Consider the following 16,847-nt stretch of genomic DNA (forward strand, 5'->3'; position numbering starts at 1 on the left):
GACGGTGTTTTTAGCCGTTCCTTTTTTATGACCTTTGATCGCGTTATTGCCAAATGAAAGGTTGAATGCGGAATAAATGCTAATAACCTCTATACGGACAGGCTAAAATGCGCGCCCGGCTAACCGCTGATCCCTTTCCAACGCGCCCCACAAGGTTCGCTACGTGATCGAGTTCCAAAACGTCCATAAAACCTACCGCGTCGCCGGTAAGGATATCCCCGCCCTGCACCCGACCAGTCTGACGATTGAGAACGGCCAGGTCTTCGGCCTGATCGGACATTCCGGTGCGGGAAAAAGTACCCTGTTGCGTCTGATCAATCGCTTGGAGAACTCCAGTGGCGGCAAGATCTTCGTCGACGGTGAAGAAGTCACCGCGCTCGACGCCAACAGCTTGCGCCGCTTCCGTCAGCAGGTCGGGATGATTTTCCAGCACTTCAACCTGCTGGCGTCCAAGACCGTTGCCGACAACGTCGCGCTGCCGCTAACCCTCGCCGGCGAACTGTCCCGTGGCGAGATCGACCAGCGTGTCGCCGAGTTGCTGGCGCGGGTAGGTCTGTCCGACCACGCCAAAAAGTACCCGGCGCAGTTGTCCGGTGGCCAGAAGCAGCGCGTCGGCATCGCCCGCGCCCTGGCGACCAAGCCGAAAATCCTGCTGTGCGATGAAGCCACCAGCGCCCTGGACCCGCAGACCACGGCGTCGGTCCTGCAATTGCTGGCCGAGATCAATCGCGAGCTGAAACTGACCATCGTTCTGATCACCCACGAGATGGACGTGATCCGTCGTGTGTGCGACCAGGTGGCGGTGATGGACGACGGCGTGATCGTCGAGCAAGGTTCGGTGGCCGAGGTGTTCCTGCACCCCAAGCACCCGACCACCAAGCGTTTCGTGCAGGAAGACGAGCAGATCGACGAAAGCGAACAGCGCGACGATTTCGCTCACGTACCGGGCCGTATCGTGCGTCTGACCTTCCAGGGCGAAGCGACCTACGCGCCTTTGCTGGGCACCGTCGCTCGGGAAACGGGCGTGGACTACAGCATCCTGGCCGGTCGGATCGACCGCATCAAGGACATCCCCTACGGGCAATTGACCCTCGCGGTCACCGGTGGCGACATGGAAGCGGCGTTTGCCCACTTCACCGCCGCTGACGTCCACATGGAGGTACTGCGTTGATGGAAGCCCTGACCGCATTCTTCTCCAACATCGACTGGTTCGAAATCTGGCTGGCGACCGGCGACACCTTGTTCATGCTCGGCGGTTCGCTGCTGTTCACCGTGCTGCTGGGCCTGCCGCTGGGCGTGCTGTTGTTCCTGTGCAGCCCGCGTCAGTTGCTCGAAGCCAAAGGCGTTTACGCGATGTTGTCGCTGGTGGTGAACATCCTGCGTTCGCTGCCGTTCATCATCCTGCTGATCGTGATGATTCCGTTCACCGTGTTCCTCACCGGCACTTCGCTGGGTGTCGCCGGCGCGATCCCGCCGCTGGTGATCGGTGCCACGCCGTTCTTCGCGCGTCTGGTGGAAACCGCCCTGCGTGAAGTGGATCGCGGCATCATCGAAGCGACCCAGGCCATGGGCGCGACGACCCGTCAGATCATCACCAATGCCTTGCTGCCCGAAGCCCGTCCGGGCATCTTCGCAGCGATTACGGTGACAGCGATTACACTGGTGTCTTACACGGCCATGGCCGGTGTGGTGGGCGCGGGTGGCCTGGGTGACCTGGCGATCCGTTTCGGTTACCAGCGTTTCCAGACGGATGTCATGATCGTCACGGTGGTGCTGCTGCTGGTGCTGGTTCAAGTGCTGCAAACGGTGGGCGATAAGCTGGTTGTACACTTTTCGCGTAAATAAGCGGTTGTTAATCAATGCATGAGCCGGCCGATCGCTGGCAGGCGCCGCGAACCGGCGCCGCACAAGGAGTTAGCTGAATGAAAAAACTATTCGTCGCGTTCGCTGCCGTTGCGGCCTTTTCCGCCCACGCCGACACCCTGACCGTGGCGGCCACCCCGGTCCCGCACGCAGAAATCCTCGAATTCGTGAAACCGGCCCTGGCCAAAGAAGGCGTGGACCTGAAAGTCAAAGTCTTCACCGACTACATTCAGCCGAACGTGCAAGTGGCCGAGAAACGCCTGGACGCGAACTTCTTCCAGCACCAGCCGTACCTCGATGAGTTCAACAAGGCCAAGGGCACCAACCTGGTTTCCGTAGCCGGTGTGCACCTGGAACCGCTGGGCGCTTACTCCAGCAAGTACAAGGCACTGACCGAACTGCCGGGCGGCGCCACCGTGGTGATCCCGAACGACGCCACCAACGGCGGCCGCGCCCTGTTGCTGCTGGCCAAGTCTGGTGTGATCAAGTTGAAGGATTCGAACAACATCCTGTCGACCGTCAAGGACATCACCGAGAACACCAAGGACCTGAAAATCCGCGAACTGGAAGCCGCGACTATCCCGCGCGTGCTGACCCAGGTCGACCTGGCGCTGATCAACACCAACTACGCGCTGGAAGCCAAGCTTGATCCGGCCAAGGATGCATTGGTCATCGAAGGCAGCGACTCGCCGTACGTGAACATCCTCGTTGCCCGCCCGGACGACAAGGACAGCGAAGACATGAAGAAACTGGTTGCGGCGCTGCACAGCCCGGAAGTGAAAGCCTTCATTCTCGAGAAGTACAAAGGCGCGGTGGTGCCGGCGTTCTGATCGTCTGAAGCAATGAAAAAGGGGCGCATTCAAATGCGCCCCTTTTTTGTGCCCGAAACACGACCCTTGTAGGAGCCGGCTTGCCGGCGATGGCGATCTCACGGGCGCCATCGCCGGCAAGCCGGCTCCTACAGGTGGTGCATTGGTTATTTGCGCTTGAGCATGATGGGCAACTGCGCCACCAGCTTCACGTTGTTCAACGGCGCCCGGATGAACCCGCGCTGCGTCCCGTCCGGCCCGATCACCGCCAGGTTGCCGCTGTGGTCAACCGTGTAGTTCGGCTTGCTGGTATCCGCCGGAATAAACGGAATGCTCACTGCATTGGCCAGCTTCTGGATGTCTTCCACCGAAGCCGCCGTCAGGCCCTGGAACTGCGGATCGAAGTAGCCCAGATACTGCTTGAGTTGCTTGGGCGTGTCGCGGTTCGGGTCGACGCTGACCAGCACGATCTGCAATTTATCCACCGCCTCGGGCGGCAATTCGCTCTTGATCTGGCGCAGCTGGGCGAGGGTGGTCGGGCAGATATCCGGGCAGAAGGTGTAGCCGAAGAACAGCAGGCTCCACTTGTCCTTGAGCTCATTGACCGCTACTGGTTTGCCGTCCTGATCGGTCATGGTCACGTTCGGCAGGGTGCGGCTTTGCGGCAGGAGGATGATCCCGGCGTCGATCAATGCGGTCGGGTCGCCCTGGCCTTTGCCGGACAGCACTTTGTTGATGGTCAGGCCCAGAACAAGCGCGATCAGGGCAACAAGGATGAAGACGGTTTTCTGGGTTCGAGTCATAGGTTCAACAGTAAGTAGTGGTCTACGAGCAGCGCGATAAACAGCAGGAACAAGTAGTAAATAGAGTACTTGAACGTGTTGATCGCCGCGTGCGGCCGAGTGCCACGGTACAGCACCACGGCCCATTGCAGAAACCTCGCGCCCAGCCCCAGCGCGCAAATCAGGTAGAGCACGCCGCTCATGTGGATCACGTAGGGCATCAGGCTCACGGCCAGCAGCGCGAAGGTATACAGCAGGATATGAATCTTGGTGTAGTGCTCGCCGTGGGTCACCGGCAGCATGGGAATGTCGGCCTTGGCGTATTCCTCTTTGCGGTGAATGGCCAGGGCCCAGAAGTGCGGCGGGGTCCAGGCGAAGATGATCAGCACCAGCAACAGCGGTTCGGCGCTGACATGCCCGGTGGCGGCGGTCCAGCCGAGCAGCGGCGGTGCGGCGCCAGCCAGGCCGCCGATGACGATGTTCTGCGGTGTCGCGCGTTTCAGGAAGCCGGTGTAGACCACCGCGTAACCGAGCAAGGAAGCGAGGGTCAGCCACGCCGTCAGTGGATTGGTGAAGGCCAGCAGCAACGCCTGGCCCAGCAACGCCAGGACCAATGCAAACGTCAGCGCCGCCGTCGGTGAAACCCGGCCTTCGGCCAAGGGGCGTTTGTGGGTGCGCGCCATCACCGCATCGATGCGCCGGTCCACCACATGATTCACCGCCGCCGCGCCACCGGCACACAAGGCGATCCCCAGATTGCCGAACACCAGTACGGTCCACGGCACCCCGGCGCGGGTCGCGAGAAACATGCCGACCAGCGAGGTGATGAGCATCAGCACCACCACTTTCGGCTTGGTCAGCTCCAGGTAGTCACGCCAGATCGCCTGGTTGTGACGTGCGCCGATCAGAGTCGCCATGGCATCTCTCCTTTTATTGTTATGGGCCCGGCTGAATGTTTACGTGGGCTGAAGCGCCAGCGTGCTTGTTGCTTGACCCGAACCAGGCTGGTTCGGGCGTGGTAATTGACCAGCACCATCGTCAGCAGCAGCGCGGCACCGCCGGCGTTATGCGCGACGGCCACCGGCAGCGGCAGGTGGAACAGCACGTTGCTGATGCCGAGGGTGATTTGTGCGGCGAGAGCGATCAGCACCAGCCCGGCCAGGCGCGTCATGCCGACAACTTTCAGTTGCCATGCGAGGCCGAGCAGCACCAGCGTCACCAACAGCGCGCCGATACGGTGAGTCAGGTGAATCGCTGTGCGGGCATCGCTGTCGAGTTGTCCGCCGAGATAATTGGGGCCGATGTGTTGGGTCAGGTGAAAGCCGTTGGCGAAGTCCGCCGGCGGCAGCCATTGCCCGTGGCAGGTCGGGAAGTCGATGCAGGCGACGGCGGCGTAGTTGGAACTGACCCAGCCGCCGAGGGCGATTTGCAGGATCACCAACAGCAACCCGGCGGTCGCCCAGTACTGCAAGCGCCGTGGCACGGTCAGCGCCGGCAGCACGCCGGACAGACGCAGCGTCAGCAGGAACAACAGACTCAACGTTGCGAACCCGCCGAGCAGATGCCCCGTCACCACTTGCGGCCATAACTTGAGCGTCACCGTCCACATGCCAAACGCCGCTTGGGCGAACACCACCGCCAACAGAAACAACGGCAGCTTCACCGGTTGCCCCGGATGACGACGATGCACCCACGCGCGACCGGCCAGCACCGAAATCAACAGCCCCAGCGTGCCGGCGAAGTAGCGATGGACCATCTCGTTCCAGCCCTTGTGGGCTTCGACGGGCGCATCGGGAAAATGCAGTTCGGCATGGGCCAGTTGGGCTTCGCTTTTCGGCACGCTGATAAAGCCGTAGCACCCCGGCCAGTCGGGGCAACCGAGACCGGCGTGGGTCAGGCGGGTGTAGGCGCCGAGCAGCACCACAATCAGTGCCAGCAAGGTGGCAAACAACGCGAGGCGAAATCCAGGTTTGGCCATGACGATGCCCTTATCCGATGTTCGACAGTTTCAGCAGATGGCGCAGGTCGTTGAGCAAATCCTTGCCCTTTACCGTCGGGTCGTAGCGCAGCACCAGATTGCCGTGAGGATCGATGATCCATAGCTGCGGCACAGTCTTGTCGCCTGTCGTCTTGCTGAAAGTGGTCAGGTCCATCGGGTAGCGTTGCAGTTGCGGGTATTCGCGGTTGAGCTTGGCTTCGTACTCGGCGCTCAAGGGTTGCGCGGCGGCCAGCGCATGGCTGGCGCGGGAGGCGTCGCGACCGAGACCGATCTGGATTTGCCGCGCCAGGTACACCAGTTGCTGGCAGTCCACCGAGCAATCCTTCGGCGCGGTGACCAGCATCTGCCAGCGTTCCTCTTGCGCCTGCACGCCGAGGTCGGCGCGGGTCTGGCCGTTGCCGATCAGTTCGCCGTGATAGCTGCGCCCCTCCGGCACCCAGAACTGCAACTTGTACATCCCGGTGGCGAGGATCATCGGGCCGATCACCCCAAGCAGGATCAGCAATAGCTGCAAGCGACCCTTGCGCCGGTTCGCCGGCGTTTTCGCCTCAGACATGCTGGGTGGATTCATGGCCGCTCCCATGGTGTTTCTCCTTTGCGTTGTGCCAGCCGAGGTAGATAAAAAGGCCGAGCAGGGCGATCGACATGGCGAACCACTGCACGGCATAAGCGATATGTTTTTCCGGCCCCATGGCCACCACCGGCCAATCGGCCTGATAAGTAGCGGCGCCTGGTTCTGCGCGTAATTCGTAGGCAAAACCCTCACGCTCCAGCGCCGTCCAGAGCTTCGCCGGCTCGACGGCGGTGACCAGCTCAGGCCAGATGGTGGTGTTCGGGTCGGCGTGCAGCTGAAAGGTTGCGCCGGGAGACACGTAGACCCATGCATCCAGGCTCAACGCCTGGGTTGGTGTGGTGAATTGCGGCGGAGTGCGCCGGTCCGGCCACGGCAGCCAGCCGCGATTGACCAGCAGCCACAGCCCGGTGGCCTGGTCCTGAAACGGTTGCAGCAGCTCGACGCCGACCTTGCCGTCGCGCTGGCGGTTATCCAGCAGCAGGCTGTGCGCGGCGTCGAACTGGCCGTGCAGGCGGACGCGGCGAAAGGCCGGATCTTCGCTGTGCAGCAGTTCGGTGCTGGCCATCGGTTCGGCGGCGCGGCGCTCGGCGTAGGTGTGCAGCAGCGCGCTTTTCTCGGCGCCGCGGCTCAATTGCCAGAAGCCGAGCGACACCAGCAACGGCAGCAGGAGGGCGACCACCAGCGTCGGCACGACGCCCGGGCGAAAGCGCTTCATGGCGTCGCCAGAAAGTCGTTGGTCGCGATAGCTATACTCAAGTGCATCGCCTGTCCCCCGGAGTCCCACCATGCTCAAAGCAGCCATCGTCCTGATGCTGATTGCCACGGTTGTCAGCCTGTTCAGCGGCCTGTTTTTTCTGGTCAAGGACGACAGCAGCTCGAACCGCCTCGTCATTGCCTTGAGTGTTCGTGTAGCGCTGGCCGCCATCACCGTCGGCTTGATCGCCTGGGGTTTTTTCAGCGGCCAGCTGGTTTCTCACGCGCCTTGGTAAGGCCTCATAGCACGTAGACGAAAACGAACAGCCCGATCCACACCACGTCCACGAAGTGCCAATACCAACTCGCCGCCTCGAAGCCGAACTGATGATCGGCGTCGAAGTGCCCGCGCATGATCCGCATCAGCATCACGAACAGGATGATGGTGCCGATGGTCACGTGGGCGCCGTGGAAACCGGTGAGCATGAAGAAGGTCGCGCCGTAGATGCCCGAACCGAGCGTCAGGCCCAGTTCGTGGTAGGCGTGCATGTATTCTTCAGCCTGGAAGCCGAGGAACGCGCAGCCCAGCAACACGGTGATCGCCAGCCAGATTTTCAACGCGCCGCGATGACCCTTTTTCAAGGCGTGGTGGGCGATGGTCACGGTGACGCTGGAACTCACCAACAGAATGGTGTTGAGCAATGGAAGGCCCCAGGGGCTGATGACTTCCTTGGGCGGCGGGAACAGCTTGGAATCTGGGTTGTTCAGCAGGGGCCAGGTCCACTCGAAGGCAGGCCACAGCATGTGCGCGATGCCTTTGGTGCCTTCACCGCCGAGTGCCGGCCCGGACACGTGACGCACATAAAACAGCGCACCGAAGAAGGCGATGAAGAACATCACCTCCGAGAAAATGAACCAGCTCATGCCCCAGCGGAACGAGCGGTCCATCTGTGCGCTGTACAGCCCGGCGCGACCTTCCTTGACCACCGTGCCGAACCAGCCGAACAGCATGTACGCCAGCAGCAGGCCACCGACGAAAAAGATCAGCGGGCCGTGGGATTCCGGCCGCGCCGCTTTCAGGTCGTTGAACCAGGTCGCCAGGCCGAACACGGTGACGAACATGCCGACGGTGGCGATGATCGGCCATTTGCTCTGGGCCGGTACGTAATAGTGCTCATGAGTTGCCATTTATTGTTCTCCTTATCGGGCACGCTAGCCGCCAGTATTTACAGCCACCGGTGGATGTCGGGCGGTGATATCGAACAGCGTGTAGGACAGCGTCAGGTGCTTCACATCCTTGGGCATGTCGCGATCAACGATGAAACGTACCGGCATCTCGATCCGTTGACCGGGCTGCAGCACTTGCTGGGTAAAGCAGAAACATTCGGTCTTGTGGAAATACGCCGCGGCGTTGCTCGGTGCGATGCTCGGCACCGCTTGCGCGCTCATCGGCTTGTCGGTCGGGTTGTGGGCGATGAAGATCATCTCGTTGACCGCGCCGGGATGGGCCGTCAGCTCATCGCTCTTGGGGTAGAAGTCCCAGGACATGTCGGCGGAGTTGGTCGACAGGAACTGCACCCGCACCTGTCGCGACGCATCGACCGTCTGCTCGCCTTCATACTGCCCAGCGGTCTTGCCGTTGATGCCGAACGCCTTGCACATCACGTCGTAGATCGGCACCAGGGCAAACCCGAAGACGAACATCGCCACCACCACCAGCAACAGGCGGGTGACCAGTTTTTTCATCGAAATCGAATCAGCCATGATGTCCAGCCTCCACACCAAACCCTGTAGGAGCGAGCCTGCTCGCGAAAAACCTGAGAACACCACAGGGTGTCAGGCTTACAGCGTGATCGTTGACGACCATCGCGAGCAGGCTCGCTCCCACAAAGGCCCTGGCGCTCATTTCATTTCACTTCCGGCGGCGTGGTGAACGTGTGATACGGCGCCGGTGACGGGATGCTCCACTCCAGGCCTTCCGCGCCATCCCACGGTTTGGCTGGTGCCGGCGGGCCGCTGCGAATGGTCTTGATCACGATGAACAGGAAGAAAATCTGCGTGGCGCCGAACATGAAGGCGCCGATCGACGACACCATGTTGAAGTCGGCGAATTGCAGGTTGTAGTCCGGAATCCGCCGCGGCATGCCGGCCAGCCCCACGAAGTGCATCGGGAAGAACGCCATGTTCATGCCGATGAACGAAAGCCAGAAATGCAGCTTGCCGAGGGTTTCGTCGTACATGTGCCCGGTCCACTTCGGCAGCCAGTAGTAGGCCGAGGCGAAAATCCCGAAGATCGCTCCCGGTACCAGCACGTAGTGGAAGTGCGCGACCACGAAGTAGGTGTCCTGGTACTGGAAGTCCGCCGGCGCGATGGCCAGCATCAGCCCGGAGAAACCGCCGATGGAGAACAGGATCACGAACGCCACGGCAAACAGCATCGGCGTCTCGAAGGTCAGCGAGCCTTGCCACATGGTGCTCGCCCAGTTGAACACCTTCACCCCGGTGGGCACGGCGATCAGCAGCGTGGCGTACATGAAGAACAGCTCGCCCACCAGTGGAATGCCGACCACGAACATGTGGTGCGCCCAGACGATGAACGACAGGAACGCGATGCTCGCCGTGGCGTAGACCATCGAGGTGTAGCCGAACAGCGGTTTGCGCGAGAAGGTCGGAATGATCGAGCTGACGGCGCCGAAGGCCGGCAGGATCATGATGTACACCTCGGGGTGACCGAAGAACCAGAACACATGCTGGAACAACACCGGGTCACCGCCACCGGCGGCACTGAAGAAACTGGTGCCGAAGTGGATGTCCATCAGCATCATCGTCACGCAACCGGCCAGCACCGGCATCACCGCGATCAGCAGGAACGCGGTGATCAGCCAGGTCCAGACGAACAGCGGCATTTTCATCAACGTCATGCCGGGGGCGCGCAGGTTGAGGATGGTGGCGATCACGTTGATCGCACCCATGATCGAACTGATCCCCATCAGGTGGATGGCGAAGATGAAGAACGTCACGCTTTCCGGGGCGTAGGTGGTCGACAGCGGGGCGTAGAACGTCCAGCCGAAGTTCGGTCCACCGCCGGGAGTGAACAGGGTCGAGACCAACAGGATGAACGCCGCCGGCAACAGCCAGAAGCTGAAGTTGTTCATCCGTGGCAGGGCCATGTCCGGCGCGCCGATCATCAACGGGATCATCCAGTTGGCGAGGCCGACAAACGCCGGCATCACCGCGCCGAACACCATCACCAGACCGTGCATGGTAGTCATCTGGTTGAAGAACGCCGGCTCGACGATTTGCAGCCCCGGCTGGAACAGCTCGGCGCGAATCACCATCGCGAACGAACCACCGAGCAGGAACATGGAAAACGCGAACCACAGGTACAACGTGCCGATGTCCTTGTGGTTGGTGGTCAGCACCCACCGCATCAGGCCTTTGGCGGGGCCGTGGGCGTGGTCGGCATGACCATGGTCATCGATGACGGCGCTCATGGCGTGTCTCCTGCAGACAGATGGGCTGGGCAGGCCGGGGCGCGCAGCCCCGACCGATTCCTGGTTTGCGCAATAGGCCGGGTCATTTGCTTTCCGCCTGTTTCAGCTCCAGCACTTCCTTGGGAGTGACCATGTCGCCTTTGTTGTTGCCCCAGGCGTTACGTTCGTAGGTCACGACCGCCGCGATATCGACTTCCGAGAGCTGCTTGCCGAACGCCGCCATCGCGGTACCAGGCTTGCCGTGGAAGACAATGCTCAGGTGGCCTTCCTTAGGTCCGGTGGCGATTTTCGAGCCTTTGAGCGCCGGGAACATCGGCGGCAGACCCTGGCCTTCGGCCTGGTGACAGGCCACGCAGGTGGTGTGATAGATCTTGTCGCCCCGTTCCTTGAGCTCGTCGAGGGTCCATTCCTTGCTGGTCAGCTCTTTGAGCTGCAGGGCCTCGGCTTTGCGTTCACCCAGCCATTTCTCGTAATCGGCCTTTTCCTTGACCTCGACCACGATCGGCATGAAGCCGTGATCCTTGCCGCACAACTCGGCGCACTGGCCACGGTAGAGACCGGGCTTGTCGACGCGGGTCCAGGCTTCGTTGACGAAACCGGGGATCGCATCGCGTTTGACGGCGAAGGCGGGCACCCACCAGGAGTGGATGACGTCGGCTGAGGTCACGAGAAAGCGCACCTTGGCGCCAATCGGCAGCACCAGCGGCTTGTCGACCTCGAGCAAGTAGTGCTCGCCCTTGGCCTCCTTGTTGTGAATCTGGTCGGCGGGGGTGGCCAGGTTGCTGAAGAACTCGACGTCCTGGCCCAGGTATTTGTAGTGCCACTTCCACTGATAGCCGGTGACCTGGATATCGATATCCGGCTCACTGGCGTCGTACATCTTGATCAGGGTCGCCGTCGCTGGAATCGCCATGGCCACCAGGATCAGGAAGGGCACGATGGTCCAGAGGATTTCGACGGTGGTGCTTTCATGAAATTTTGCGGCCACCTGCCCGGTCGAGCGGCGGTGGAGGATCATCGACCAGAACATGGCGCCGAAGACGATGATGCCGATCACTACACAGATCCAGAAAATGGTCATGTGCAGGTCAAATACTGCGTGACTGATTTCAGTCGCTCCCGGCGCCATATTCACAGTCCAGGCAGCTTGCGCCTGACTGAAAATCGACCACAACAGGAGGCCCATCCAGACGTGTGGATGTCGCATCATTGCGGGTTCCCCTTATCGTTCTTGTTATCCCGCCGGCTTTCACCTGCGGCAAGGGAGCGGCATTTTCAGACTACGAACTTGAATCGCCGGGTCTTGCTGCGTGTGCAGTCGGACGTCATCAGCTAACTCCATTCCAACCCGAGTATAGACAGGGAGTGCGACCTCGCAATGTGAGGGCGTAAATCATCTGAAACAGCTGGGACTTGCGTTCTAGGTCACGAATGGAGAAGGATGCAGACGAGTGGTGGCAAACCGATATAACGGGGGCGTCTCAAGGATGAAACAATTATGACAAATGCGTCTTAGCATTTTTCGTAAGCCAGCTAAGTTATGTCTTCCCTATTTCATTGCCTTTGTTTCCTGGAGTTTTCATGAACACCGCCGCATTGCGCGAGCAGATCCAAAAAGCCCAACAACACGAGGCCGAGACCGGCCTGCTGACGCGTCAGCTGGAAAGCAAGCTGCCTCACCTGCACCCGTCGATCCAGTTGCCGGAGGCAGATGCCAACGGCGTGCTGACGCGTTTCGTCGCGGCCTATATCGATGAAGTGCCTGATCTGCTGGATGCAGCCAATGAAGTGGCCAGGGAAGCGGGTATCGAGTCACAGATCAAGCCGGTGCTGAAAATCGCCGAGCAGTACTTCCTCCAGCCGCCGAACATCATGAATGGCCATGTCGGGCTGGACAGCCTGCTGGACGAAGCCTATCTGGCGCACCGGTTTGTCGAAGAGGTCAACGACCTGTACATCAAGCATTTTGGCCAGCCACTGATCCCCTTGGACATGACTGTCGCCAACCTCATTGCCCACCAATTGATCGGTGAGGAATTCGCCAACCAGCTGGATGAAGTGGTGCACCACGCAGTGGACAGCATGCTCGACGATGAAAGCTTTGCACTGGAGTCGGTGGAAGCCTACCGCGAGAAACTCAGCAGCCCGGATACCGGCGCTGCGTGGAAGCGCTGGCCGTGCATGTCGCGCCGGTTGGGCGTGGGCCTTGAGTTGGACCAGCCTGCCGCCTAACCCGCCTCTGTAGGAGCCAGCTTGCTGGCGATGAACGAAAACGCGGTTTATCTGAAAAACCGCGTTTTCGTTCATCGCCGGCAAGCCGGCTCCTACAAGGTTATGCGGTGGAGCCGATGCCGGTGGTGGTTCTTAGTCGCCCCTCCAGCCTGCGCTTCAACCCTCGCGCCTCAATGATCAGCGTCGACCCCTTGGCCGCATTGGCCCGCCCCCATTCCTCCAGCAATTCCAGACACGAGTGGTCGATGTAGCTCAAATTGTTGAGCGGCACATGCACCGTCGCGCCTGCGGGAATGCTGCCCAGCACCTGGGTCAGTGCCGGCACCTTGAGAAAGGTCGCGGCCCCGATCAGTCGCAACTCCATTTCGCCTTCCTTGGGCAGATCGATCAGACTGATCTTCAGCCGCGAGGCTTTCCACGCCAGTTTGGCCAGGGTCAAGCCGAAGCCGACCAATACGCCAGTCAGCAAGTCAGTGAAGATGATCGCCAGCGCCGTTGCCGCGTAGGTGAACATCGGCATCCGGCCGTAGCGGCCCAAACCTCGAAAGGCCTTGAGGTCGACCAGTTTGAAACCGGTGTAAACCAGCACCCCGGCCAAGCTCGCCACGGGAATGCTTTGCAGCACGCTCGACAGCAGCAACACGAACGCCAGCAGCCACAGGCCATGGAATATTGTCGACATGCGTGTGCTGGCGCCGGCCTGAACGTTGGCCGAACTGCGGACAATCACGCCGGTCATGGGCAGCGCACCGAGCAGGCCGCAGAGCATGTTGCCGATGCCTTGGGCCGACAATTCCCGGTCGAAATCCGAGCGCGGTCCGCTGTGCATGCGGTCCACTGCGGCGGCTGAAAGCAGGGTCTCGGCGCTGGCGATGAAAGCAACGGCGAAGGCTGCGATCAGCAACGTCGGGTCTGCGAGATTGAGCAAATCCGCCGGTTTCAGCCAATCGATGGCTTCTGCCAGATTGGCCGGGACTTCTACCCGTTTGACCTGCAAGGCGAGCATCAGGCTGGCTACGGTCGCCAGACCCACACCCAGCAAGGCGCCCGGAATGAAGCGCAGCGAATGCGGGCGCAATTTTTCCCACAGCCACATCACGGCAATCGTCGACAACCCCAGCAGCCCCGCCTGCCAGCCCACCGACGGCAATGCCTGGATCACCGCCGCTGGAAAGGCCGCCAGGTTATCCAGGCCGGAAGGTTTCGGCACGGCGTCGAGCATGACATGCACCTGCGACAACACGATCAGCACACCAATGCCGGCGAGCATGCCGTACACCACCGCTGGCGCCGTGACCCGAAACCAGCAGCCCAGCTTCAAACGTCCGGCGACCAATTGCAGAAAACCCGCCAGCAGCAGAATCGGCCCCAGCATGGCGATCCCGTGCTGGCGCACCAGTTCGAATACCAGAACAGCCAGGCCCGCCGCCGGACCGCTGACTTGCTGCGGCGAACCCGCGAGCCAACCCACGACCAGCCCACCGACGATGCCGGTGATCAAGCCTTTGGCCGGTGGTAACCCGGAGGCGATGGCGATGCCCATGCACAAGGGCAGGGCGACCAGAAACACAACCACTGAAGCGAGCAGCTCCCGTGGCAGAACAGCTTTGAGTTGCGCTGCACGCATATTCATTCTCCCGAAGTTTTCTTCAGGCATGGCAAGGCCGGACCGCTGAAACAGCGGCCGGGGTCAAACCACACAGATTTTTTGGAAGATTTAGAAGCGCGCTTTGGGCGTCGCCACCGGAATCGGATGGCTGCCATCGAGCGGCAGGAAACCACCCTGGTCCGCGTCATAAGCCTTGATTGCGCTGGTTTCGATGTCGTAGACCCAACCATGGATGAACAGATGACCGTTCGCCATGCGCGAGGCTACCGAAGGATGGGTACGCAAGTGCTGCAATTGGGCGATGACATTTTCCTCGGTGAGGATATGCATCGTCTCGTTTTCGTCGGTGCAGTTGCAGTTGTCGTGCACCATGGTTTTCGCGACTTCCGCATGCCGTAGCCAAGCTTTGACCGTGGGCATCTTTTCCAGGCTGTCGGGGTTGAGCACCGCGCGCATCGCGCCGCAATCGGAGTGGCCGCAGATGATGATGTGCTGCACGCCCAGCGCCAGGACCGCGTACTCGATGGCGGTGGAAACGCCACCGTTCATCTGGCCGTAAGGCGGTACGACGTTGCCAACGTTACGGGTCACGAACAGATCGCCCGGTGAACTGTGGGTAATCAGTTCGGGCACGATGCGCGAGTCAGCGCAGGTAATGAACATCGCCCGTGGCTGTTGAGCCGTAGCGAGTTTTTTGAAGAGCTCTTCCTGCTGCGGAAAGATCTCATGATGAAAATGCAAAAAGCCGTCAACAATATGCTTCAACGCTGCATCGGCAGTTTCCGCCTCGGGTTGGGCTGGAACCGACGCAGCCAACGGCTGTTTATCCTTGTCACTCATGAATTCATCCTCATTGGCGGAGTCAGGGAATTTTCCCGTTTTGTCCGGTGTGAAGCCAGTGGCTGTCTAAAAAACATCCAGGCGAGAAATCTCGACCCGTCAGTCACTCGATGAACAAGGTAGCGGCCGAAACTTAACTCAAACTGAATCAACCGCTCTAAAACGTGTGTTCCAGGTCACAAAAAACGTGACCAGCCTAAATGCACCGCACGTTTGCCGCTACTCAACCATAGGTCAATTGTCCTCAAATCAACGACATCTGGCGACCTGGCGGACAGAAGGCGTCGCAATCCAGGTTGAAGCCTTCCCGTCGATTGAGCCCCAGGCGTTTGATGGTCTTGGCAAAGCGTTGCGCCAGCAGGTCGGCAAATGGGCCTTCGCCTCGCATCCGGCTGCCGAATCGACTGTCGTAGAGCTCACCGCCGCGGCTCTGGCGGATCAGGCTCAGCACATGGGCAGCGCGCTGAGGATAATGGGCCGCCAGCCATTCTTCGAACAACGGCGCCACTTCCAGCGGCAGACGCAACATCATGTACGCCGCGCTTTGCGCGCCGGCCGCCTGCGCTTCCGCCAACAGGCTTTCGAGCTCGCTGTCGTTGATCATCGGAATCATCGGTGAACACAGCACACCCACCGGGATACCAGCGTCACGCATCACGCGGATCGCCCGCAGACGGGCCTTGGGCGCGGCGGCACGGGGTTCGAGGATACGTTTGAGTTCATCGTCCAGGGTGGTCAGGCTGATCATCACCGCCACCAATCGTTGTTCCGCGAGTTCGGCCAGCAGGTCGAGGTCGCGCAGAATCAGCGAGCCCTTGGTGATGATCGTCACCGGGTGACGGTAGCGCAGCAACACTTCCAGGGTTTTGCGGGTGATTTTGTGTTCGCGTTCGATAGGCTGGTACGGGTCGGTGTTGGAGCCCAGGTTAATCGGCGCGCATTGATAGCCGCGTTTGGACAGCTGTTCCTCCAGCACATCGGCGGCATTGGTCTTGGCAATCAGCTTTGTTTCGAAATCCAGTCCCGGTGACATGTCCCAATAGGCATGGCTGGGCCGTGCGTAACAATAAATGCATCCGTGCTCGCAGCCACGATAGGGGTTGATCGAACGATCGAACGGCAGGTCCGGCGAGTTGTTGCGGGTGATGATGGTTTTCGCGGTTTCGATGCGCACTTCGGTGCCTTGGGTCACCGGCGCTTCCTGATACCAGCCATCATCCTCCGCCACCGAACGATTCGGCGCGAAGCGGTTGTGCGGGTTGGTGGCGGTACCGCGACCACGGGGTGGCAAAGGAGTACTCATCGGGCAGATACTCATAACTGTATGTGCATACAGTATCGAAGGTTTGGCGAGCCGGCCAGTGCCGTTCGGCGCCCTGATGGAGCAAGCGCAACTTTCCGCAATGCCGGGAAACATATAGCGAATAGCCCGGAAGCCAACTTGATAAGTAGTATCGGTTGCGCACGAAGTTGCGTGTATTCACTCATTAAATGGAATTAATAAATGTCGTTTTTCAATCAGCGCGGTATCTTTCTTCAGTTGTTGGCTCCGAGTATTACCAATCCCCGGGAAGCGCAAGTTTCCCTGCAACTTGCTCGCAAGGCATCCGGCTGGGATGCCGTGGATGAAGCGCCCACAGAGACCTTGGTCGATTCCGTGTACGTGACGGCGGTGTCGAACGATGGCGGTCAGTCCTTCAGCATCAAGGCAGTAAACCGTGATGTGGACGGCGATGGCGATATTGACAACGATGACAAGGAAAAGCTGTTGGCTCTGGCAAAAGCCTATTCGCGCATCATCAATCCATAATCAGGTTTATAACTAAGCCGGTGCGAAAATTCACACAGGCTTAGTTGTCACAGGCGAATGGAACACTCTTTCATTGGAATAGAGGCGTAAAAGTAGCGGGTTCACAATTCTTTGACAGAGGGCTCACAGGCCTTTGACCGTG

At 60.2% G+C, this 16,847-nt stretch carries 18 protein-coding genes; 6 read left to right on the top strand and 12 right to left on the bottom strand.

Annotation, left to right across the window (positions count from 1 at the left end):
* Positions 1-163: 163 nt before the first annotated feature.
* From ACF6ZU_RS13100 to ACF6ZU_RS13110, 3 genes are all read left to right on the top strand, one after another.
* Positions 164-1,171 carry a methionine ABC transporter ATP-binding protein gene (locus tag ACF6ZU_RS13100; protein ID WP_392893037.1) on the top strand — a complete coding sequence of 336 codons (1,008 nt, stop codon included), beginning with the start codon at positions 164-166 and terminating at the stop codon, positions 1,169-1,171.
* Positions 1,171-1,845: a methionine ABC transporter permease gene (locus ACF6ZU_RS13105; protein WP_392893039.1), complete on the top strand. Its 675-nt coding sequence runs from the start codon at positions 1,171-1,173 to the stop codon at positions 1,843-1,845. The genes ACF6ZU_RS13100 and ACF6ZU_RS13105 overlap by 1 nt, the downstream gene beginning before the upstream one ends.
* Positions 1,846-1,922: 77 nt before the next feature.
* A complete protein-coding gene (locus tag ACF6ZU_RS13110; RefSeq protein ID WP_392893041.1) occupies positions 1,923-2,693 on the top strand; it encodes a MetQ/NlpA family ABC transporter substrate-binding protein in 771 nt (256 codons plus the stop codon).
* Between the two features lie 146 nt (positions 2,694-2,839).
* Here the strand turns inward: ACF6ZU_RS13110 and ACF6ZU_RS13115 are convergent, their stop codons facing one another.
* From ACF6ZU_RS13115 to ACF6ZU_RS13135, 5 genes are read right to left on the bottom strand one after another with little or no spacing between them, the layout of a single operon-like run.
* A complete protein-coding gene (locus ACF6ZU_RS13115; RefSeq protein ID WP_392893043.1) occupies positions 2,840-3,475 on the bottom strand; it encodes an SCO family protein in 636 nt (211 codons plus the stop codon).
* A complete protein-coding gene (cyoE, locus tag ACF6ZU_RS13120) occupies positions 3,472-4,371 on the bottom strand; it encodes a heme o synthase (RefSeq protein ID WP_392893045.1) in 900 nt (299 codons plus the stop codon). Before cyoE ends, ACF6ZU_RS13115 begins: the two co-directional genes overlap by 4 nt.
* Positions 4,359-5,432, bottom strand: a complete 1,074-nt coding sequence (locus tag ACF6ZU_RS13125; protein WP_392893047.1) for a heme A synthase — start codon at positions 5,430-5,432, stop codon at positions 4,359-4,361. The genes cyoE and ACF6ZU_RS13125 overlap by 13 nt, the downstream gene beginning before the upstream one ends.
* Before the next feature lie 10 nt (positions 5,433-5,442).
* Positions 5,443-6,036 (bottom strand): hypothetical protein, encoded by a 594-nt coding sequence (locus ACF6ZU_RS13130; protein ID WP_392893049.1) that lies wholly within the window; start codon positions 6,034-6,036, stop codon positions 5,443-5,445.
* Complete coding sequence (locus ACF6ZU_RS13135) at positions 6,002-6,742, bottom strand: SURF1 family protein (protein WP_392893051.1); 741 nt, start codon at positions 6,740-6,742, stop codon at positions 6,002-6,004. Before ACF6ZU_RS13135 ends, ACF6ZU_RS13130 begins: the two co-directional genes overlap by 35 nt.
* A 70-nt stretch (positions 6,743-6,812) precedes the next feature.
* Between ACF6ZU_RS13135 and ACF6ZU_RS13140 the strand changes: the two genes are divergently transcribed.
* Positions 6,813-7,016, top strand: a complete 204-nt coding sequence (locus ACF6ZU_RS13140) for a twin transmembrane helix small protein (protein ID WP_008064738.1) — start codon at positions 6,813-6,815, stop codon at positions 7,014-7,016.
* Between the two features lie 4 nt (positions 7,017-7,020).
* On the opposite strand, the gene ACF6ZU_RS13145 is transcribed toward ACF6ZU_RS13140, so the two are convergent.
* The 4 genes from ACF6ZU_RS13145 to coxB form a co-directional block, all read right to left on the bottom strand.
* Positions 7,021-7,908, bottom strand: a complete 888-nt coding sequence (locus ACF6ZU_RS13145; RefSeq protein ID WP_392893054.1) for a cytochrome c oxidase subunit 3 — start codon at positions 7,906-7,908, stop codon at positions 7,021-7,023.
* A gap of 24 nt (positions 7,909-7,932) precedes the next feature.
* Positions 7,933-8,484, bottom strand: coding sequence for a cytochrome c oxidase assembly protein (locus ACF6ZU_RS13150; RefSeq protein ID WP_392893056.1), 552 nt, complete (start codon positions 8,482-8,484; stop codon positions 7,933-7,935).
* Positions 8,485-8,627: 143 nt separating this feature from the next.
* Positions 8,628-10,214: a cytochrome c oxidase subunit I gene (gene ctaD / locus ACF6ZU_RS13155; RefSeq protein ID WP_392893058.1), complete on the bottom strand. Its 1,587-nt coding sequence runs from the start codon at positions 10,212-10,214 to the stop codon at positions 8,628-8,630.
* A gap of 82 nt (positions 10,215-10,296) precedes the next feature.
* Positions 10,297-11,424 (bottom strand): cytochrome c oxidase subunit II, encoded by a 1,128-nt coding sequence (gene coxB, locus ACF6ZU_RS13160; protein ID WP_392893060.1) that lies wholly within the window; start codon positions 11,422-11,424, stop codon positions 10,297-10,299.
* Between the two features lie 371 nt (positions 11,425-11,795).
* Between coxB and ACF6ZU_RS13165 the strand changes: the two genes are divergently transcribed.
* Positions 11,796-12,446, top strand: coding sequence for a hypothetical protein (locus ACF6ZU_RS13165; protein WP_392893062.1), 651 nt, complete (start codon positions 11,796-11,798; stop codon positions 12,444-12,446).
* A 100-nt stretch (positions 12,447-12,546) separates the two neighbouring features.
* Here ACF6ZU_RS13165 and ACF6ZU_RS13170 read toward each other — a convergent pair whose 3' ends face one another.
* From ACF6ZU_RS13170 to ACF6ZU_RS13180, 3 genes are all read right to left on the bottom strand, one after another.
* A complete protein-coding gene (locus ACF6ZU_RS13170) occupies positions 12,547-14,073 on the bottom strand; it encodes a SulP family inorganic anion transporter (protein WP_392893065.1) in 1,527 nt (508 codons plus the stop codon).
* A 90-nt stretch (positions 14,074-14,163) separates the two neighbouring features.
* A complete protein-coding gene (locus ACF6ZU_RS13175) occupies positions 14,164-14,895 on the bottom strand; it encodes a carbonic anhydrase (protein ID WP_392893067.1) in 732 nt (243 codons plus the stop codon).
* Positions 14,896-15,139: 244 nt separating this feature from the next.
* Entirely contained in the window at positions 15,140-16,198 is a 1,059-nt protein-coding gene (locus ACF6ZU_RS13180; RefSeq protein ID WP_392893069.1) for a PA0069 family radical SAM protein, read from the bottom strand.
* 201 nt (positions 16,199-16,399) lie between these two features.
* Here ACF6ZU_RS13180 and ACF6ZU_RS13185 point away from each other — a divergent pair, with 201 nt between their 5' ends.
* Entirely contained in the window at positions 16,400-16,705 is a 306-nt protein-coding gene (locus ACF6ZU_RS13185; protein ID WP_392893071.1) for a hypothetical protein, read from the top strand.
* Positions 16,706-16,847 lie beyond the last annotated feature (142 nt).

The organism is Pseudomonas migulae (genome assembly GCF_043225285.1).
Lineage (GTDB): Bacteria > Pseudomonadota > Gammaproteobacteria > Pseudomonadales > Pseudomonadaceae > Aquipseudomonas > Aquipseudomonas migulae_C.

What these genes read in the sequence shown, in the direction of transcription:
- ACF6ZU_RS13110 (WP_392893041.1), top strand. Translation starts at nt 1,923, where the DNA reads ATGAAAAAACTATTCGTCGCGTTCGCTGCCGTTGCGGCCTTTTCCGCC.
- ACF6ZU_RS13180 (WP_392893069.1), bottom strand. Translation starts at nt 16,198, where the DNA reads ATGAGTACTCCTTTGCCACCCCGTGGTCGCGGTACCGCCACCAACCCG.
- ACF6ZU_RS13115 (WP_392893043.1), bottom strand. Translation starts at nt 3,475, where the DNA reads ATGACTCGAACCCAGAAAACCGTCTTCATCCTTGTTGCCCTGATCGCG.
- coxB (WP_392893060.1), bottom strand. Translation starts at nt 11,424, where the DNA reads ATGATGCGACATCCACACGTCTGGATGGGCCTCCTGTTGTGGTCGATT.
- ACF6ZU_RS13170 (WP_392893065.1), bottom strand. Translation starts at nt 14,073, where the DNA reads ATGCGTGCAGCGCAACTCAAAGCTGTTCTGCCACGGGAGCTGCTCGCT.
- ctaD (WP_392893058.1), bottom strand. Translation starts at nt 10,214, where the DNA reads ATGAGCGCCGTCATCGATGACCATGGTCATGCCGACCACGCCCACGGC.
- ACF6ZU_RS13130 (WP_392893049.1), bottom strand. Translation starts at nt 6,036, where the DNA reads ATGGGAGCGGCCATGAATCCACCCAGCATGTCTGAGGCGAAAACGCCG.
- ACF6ZU_RS13145 (WP_392893054.1), bottom strand. Translation starts at nt 7,908, where the DNA reads ATGGCAACTCATGAGCACTATTACGTACCGGCCCAGAGCAAATGGCCG.
- cyoE (WP_392893045.1), bottom strand. Translation starts at nt 4,371, where the DNA reads ATGGCGACTCTGATCGGCGCACGTCACAACCAGGCGATCTGGCGTGAC.
- ACF6ZU_RS13165 (WP_392893062.1), top strand. Translation starts at nt 11,796, where the DNA reads ATGAACACCGCCGCATTGCGCGAGCAGATCCAAAAAGCCCAACAACAC.
- ACF6ZU_RS13150 (WP_392893056.1), bottom strand. Translation starts at nt 8,484, where the DNA reads ATGGCTGATTCGATTTCGATGAAAAAACTGGTCACCCGCCTGTTGCTG.
- ACF6ZU_RS13175 (WP_392893067.1), bottom strand. Translation starts at nt 14,895, where the DNA reads ATGAGTGACAAGGATAAACAGCCGTTGGCTGCGTCGGTTCCAGCCCAA.
- ACF6ZU_RS13105 (WP_392893039.1), top strand. Translation starts at nt 1,171, where the DNA reads ATGGAAGCCCTGACCGCATTCTTCTCCAACATCGACTGGTTCGAAATC.
- ACF6ZU_RS13135 (WP_392893051.1), bottom strand. Translation starts at nt 6,742, where the DNA reads ATGAAGCGCTTTCGCCCGGGCGTCGTGCCGACGCTGGTGGTCGCCCTC.
- ACF6ZU_RS13125 (WP_392893047.1), bottom strand. Translation starts at nt 5,432, where the DNA reads ATGGCCAAACCTGGATTTCGCCTCGCGTTGTTTGCCACCTTGCTGGCA.
- ACF6ZU_RS13140 (WP_008064738.1), top strand. Translation starts at nt 6,813, where the DNA reads ATGCTCAAAGCAGCCATCGTCCTGATGCTGATTGCCACGGTTGTCAGC.
- ACF6ZU_RS13185 (WP_392893071.1), top strand. Translation starts at nt 16,400, where the DNA reads ATGTCGTTTTTCAATCAGCGCGGTATCTTTCTTCAGTTGTTGGCTCCG.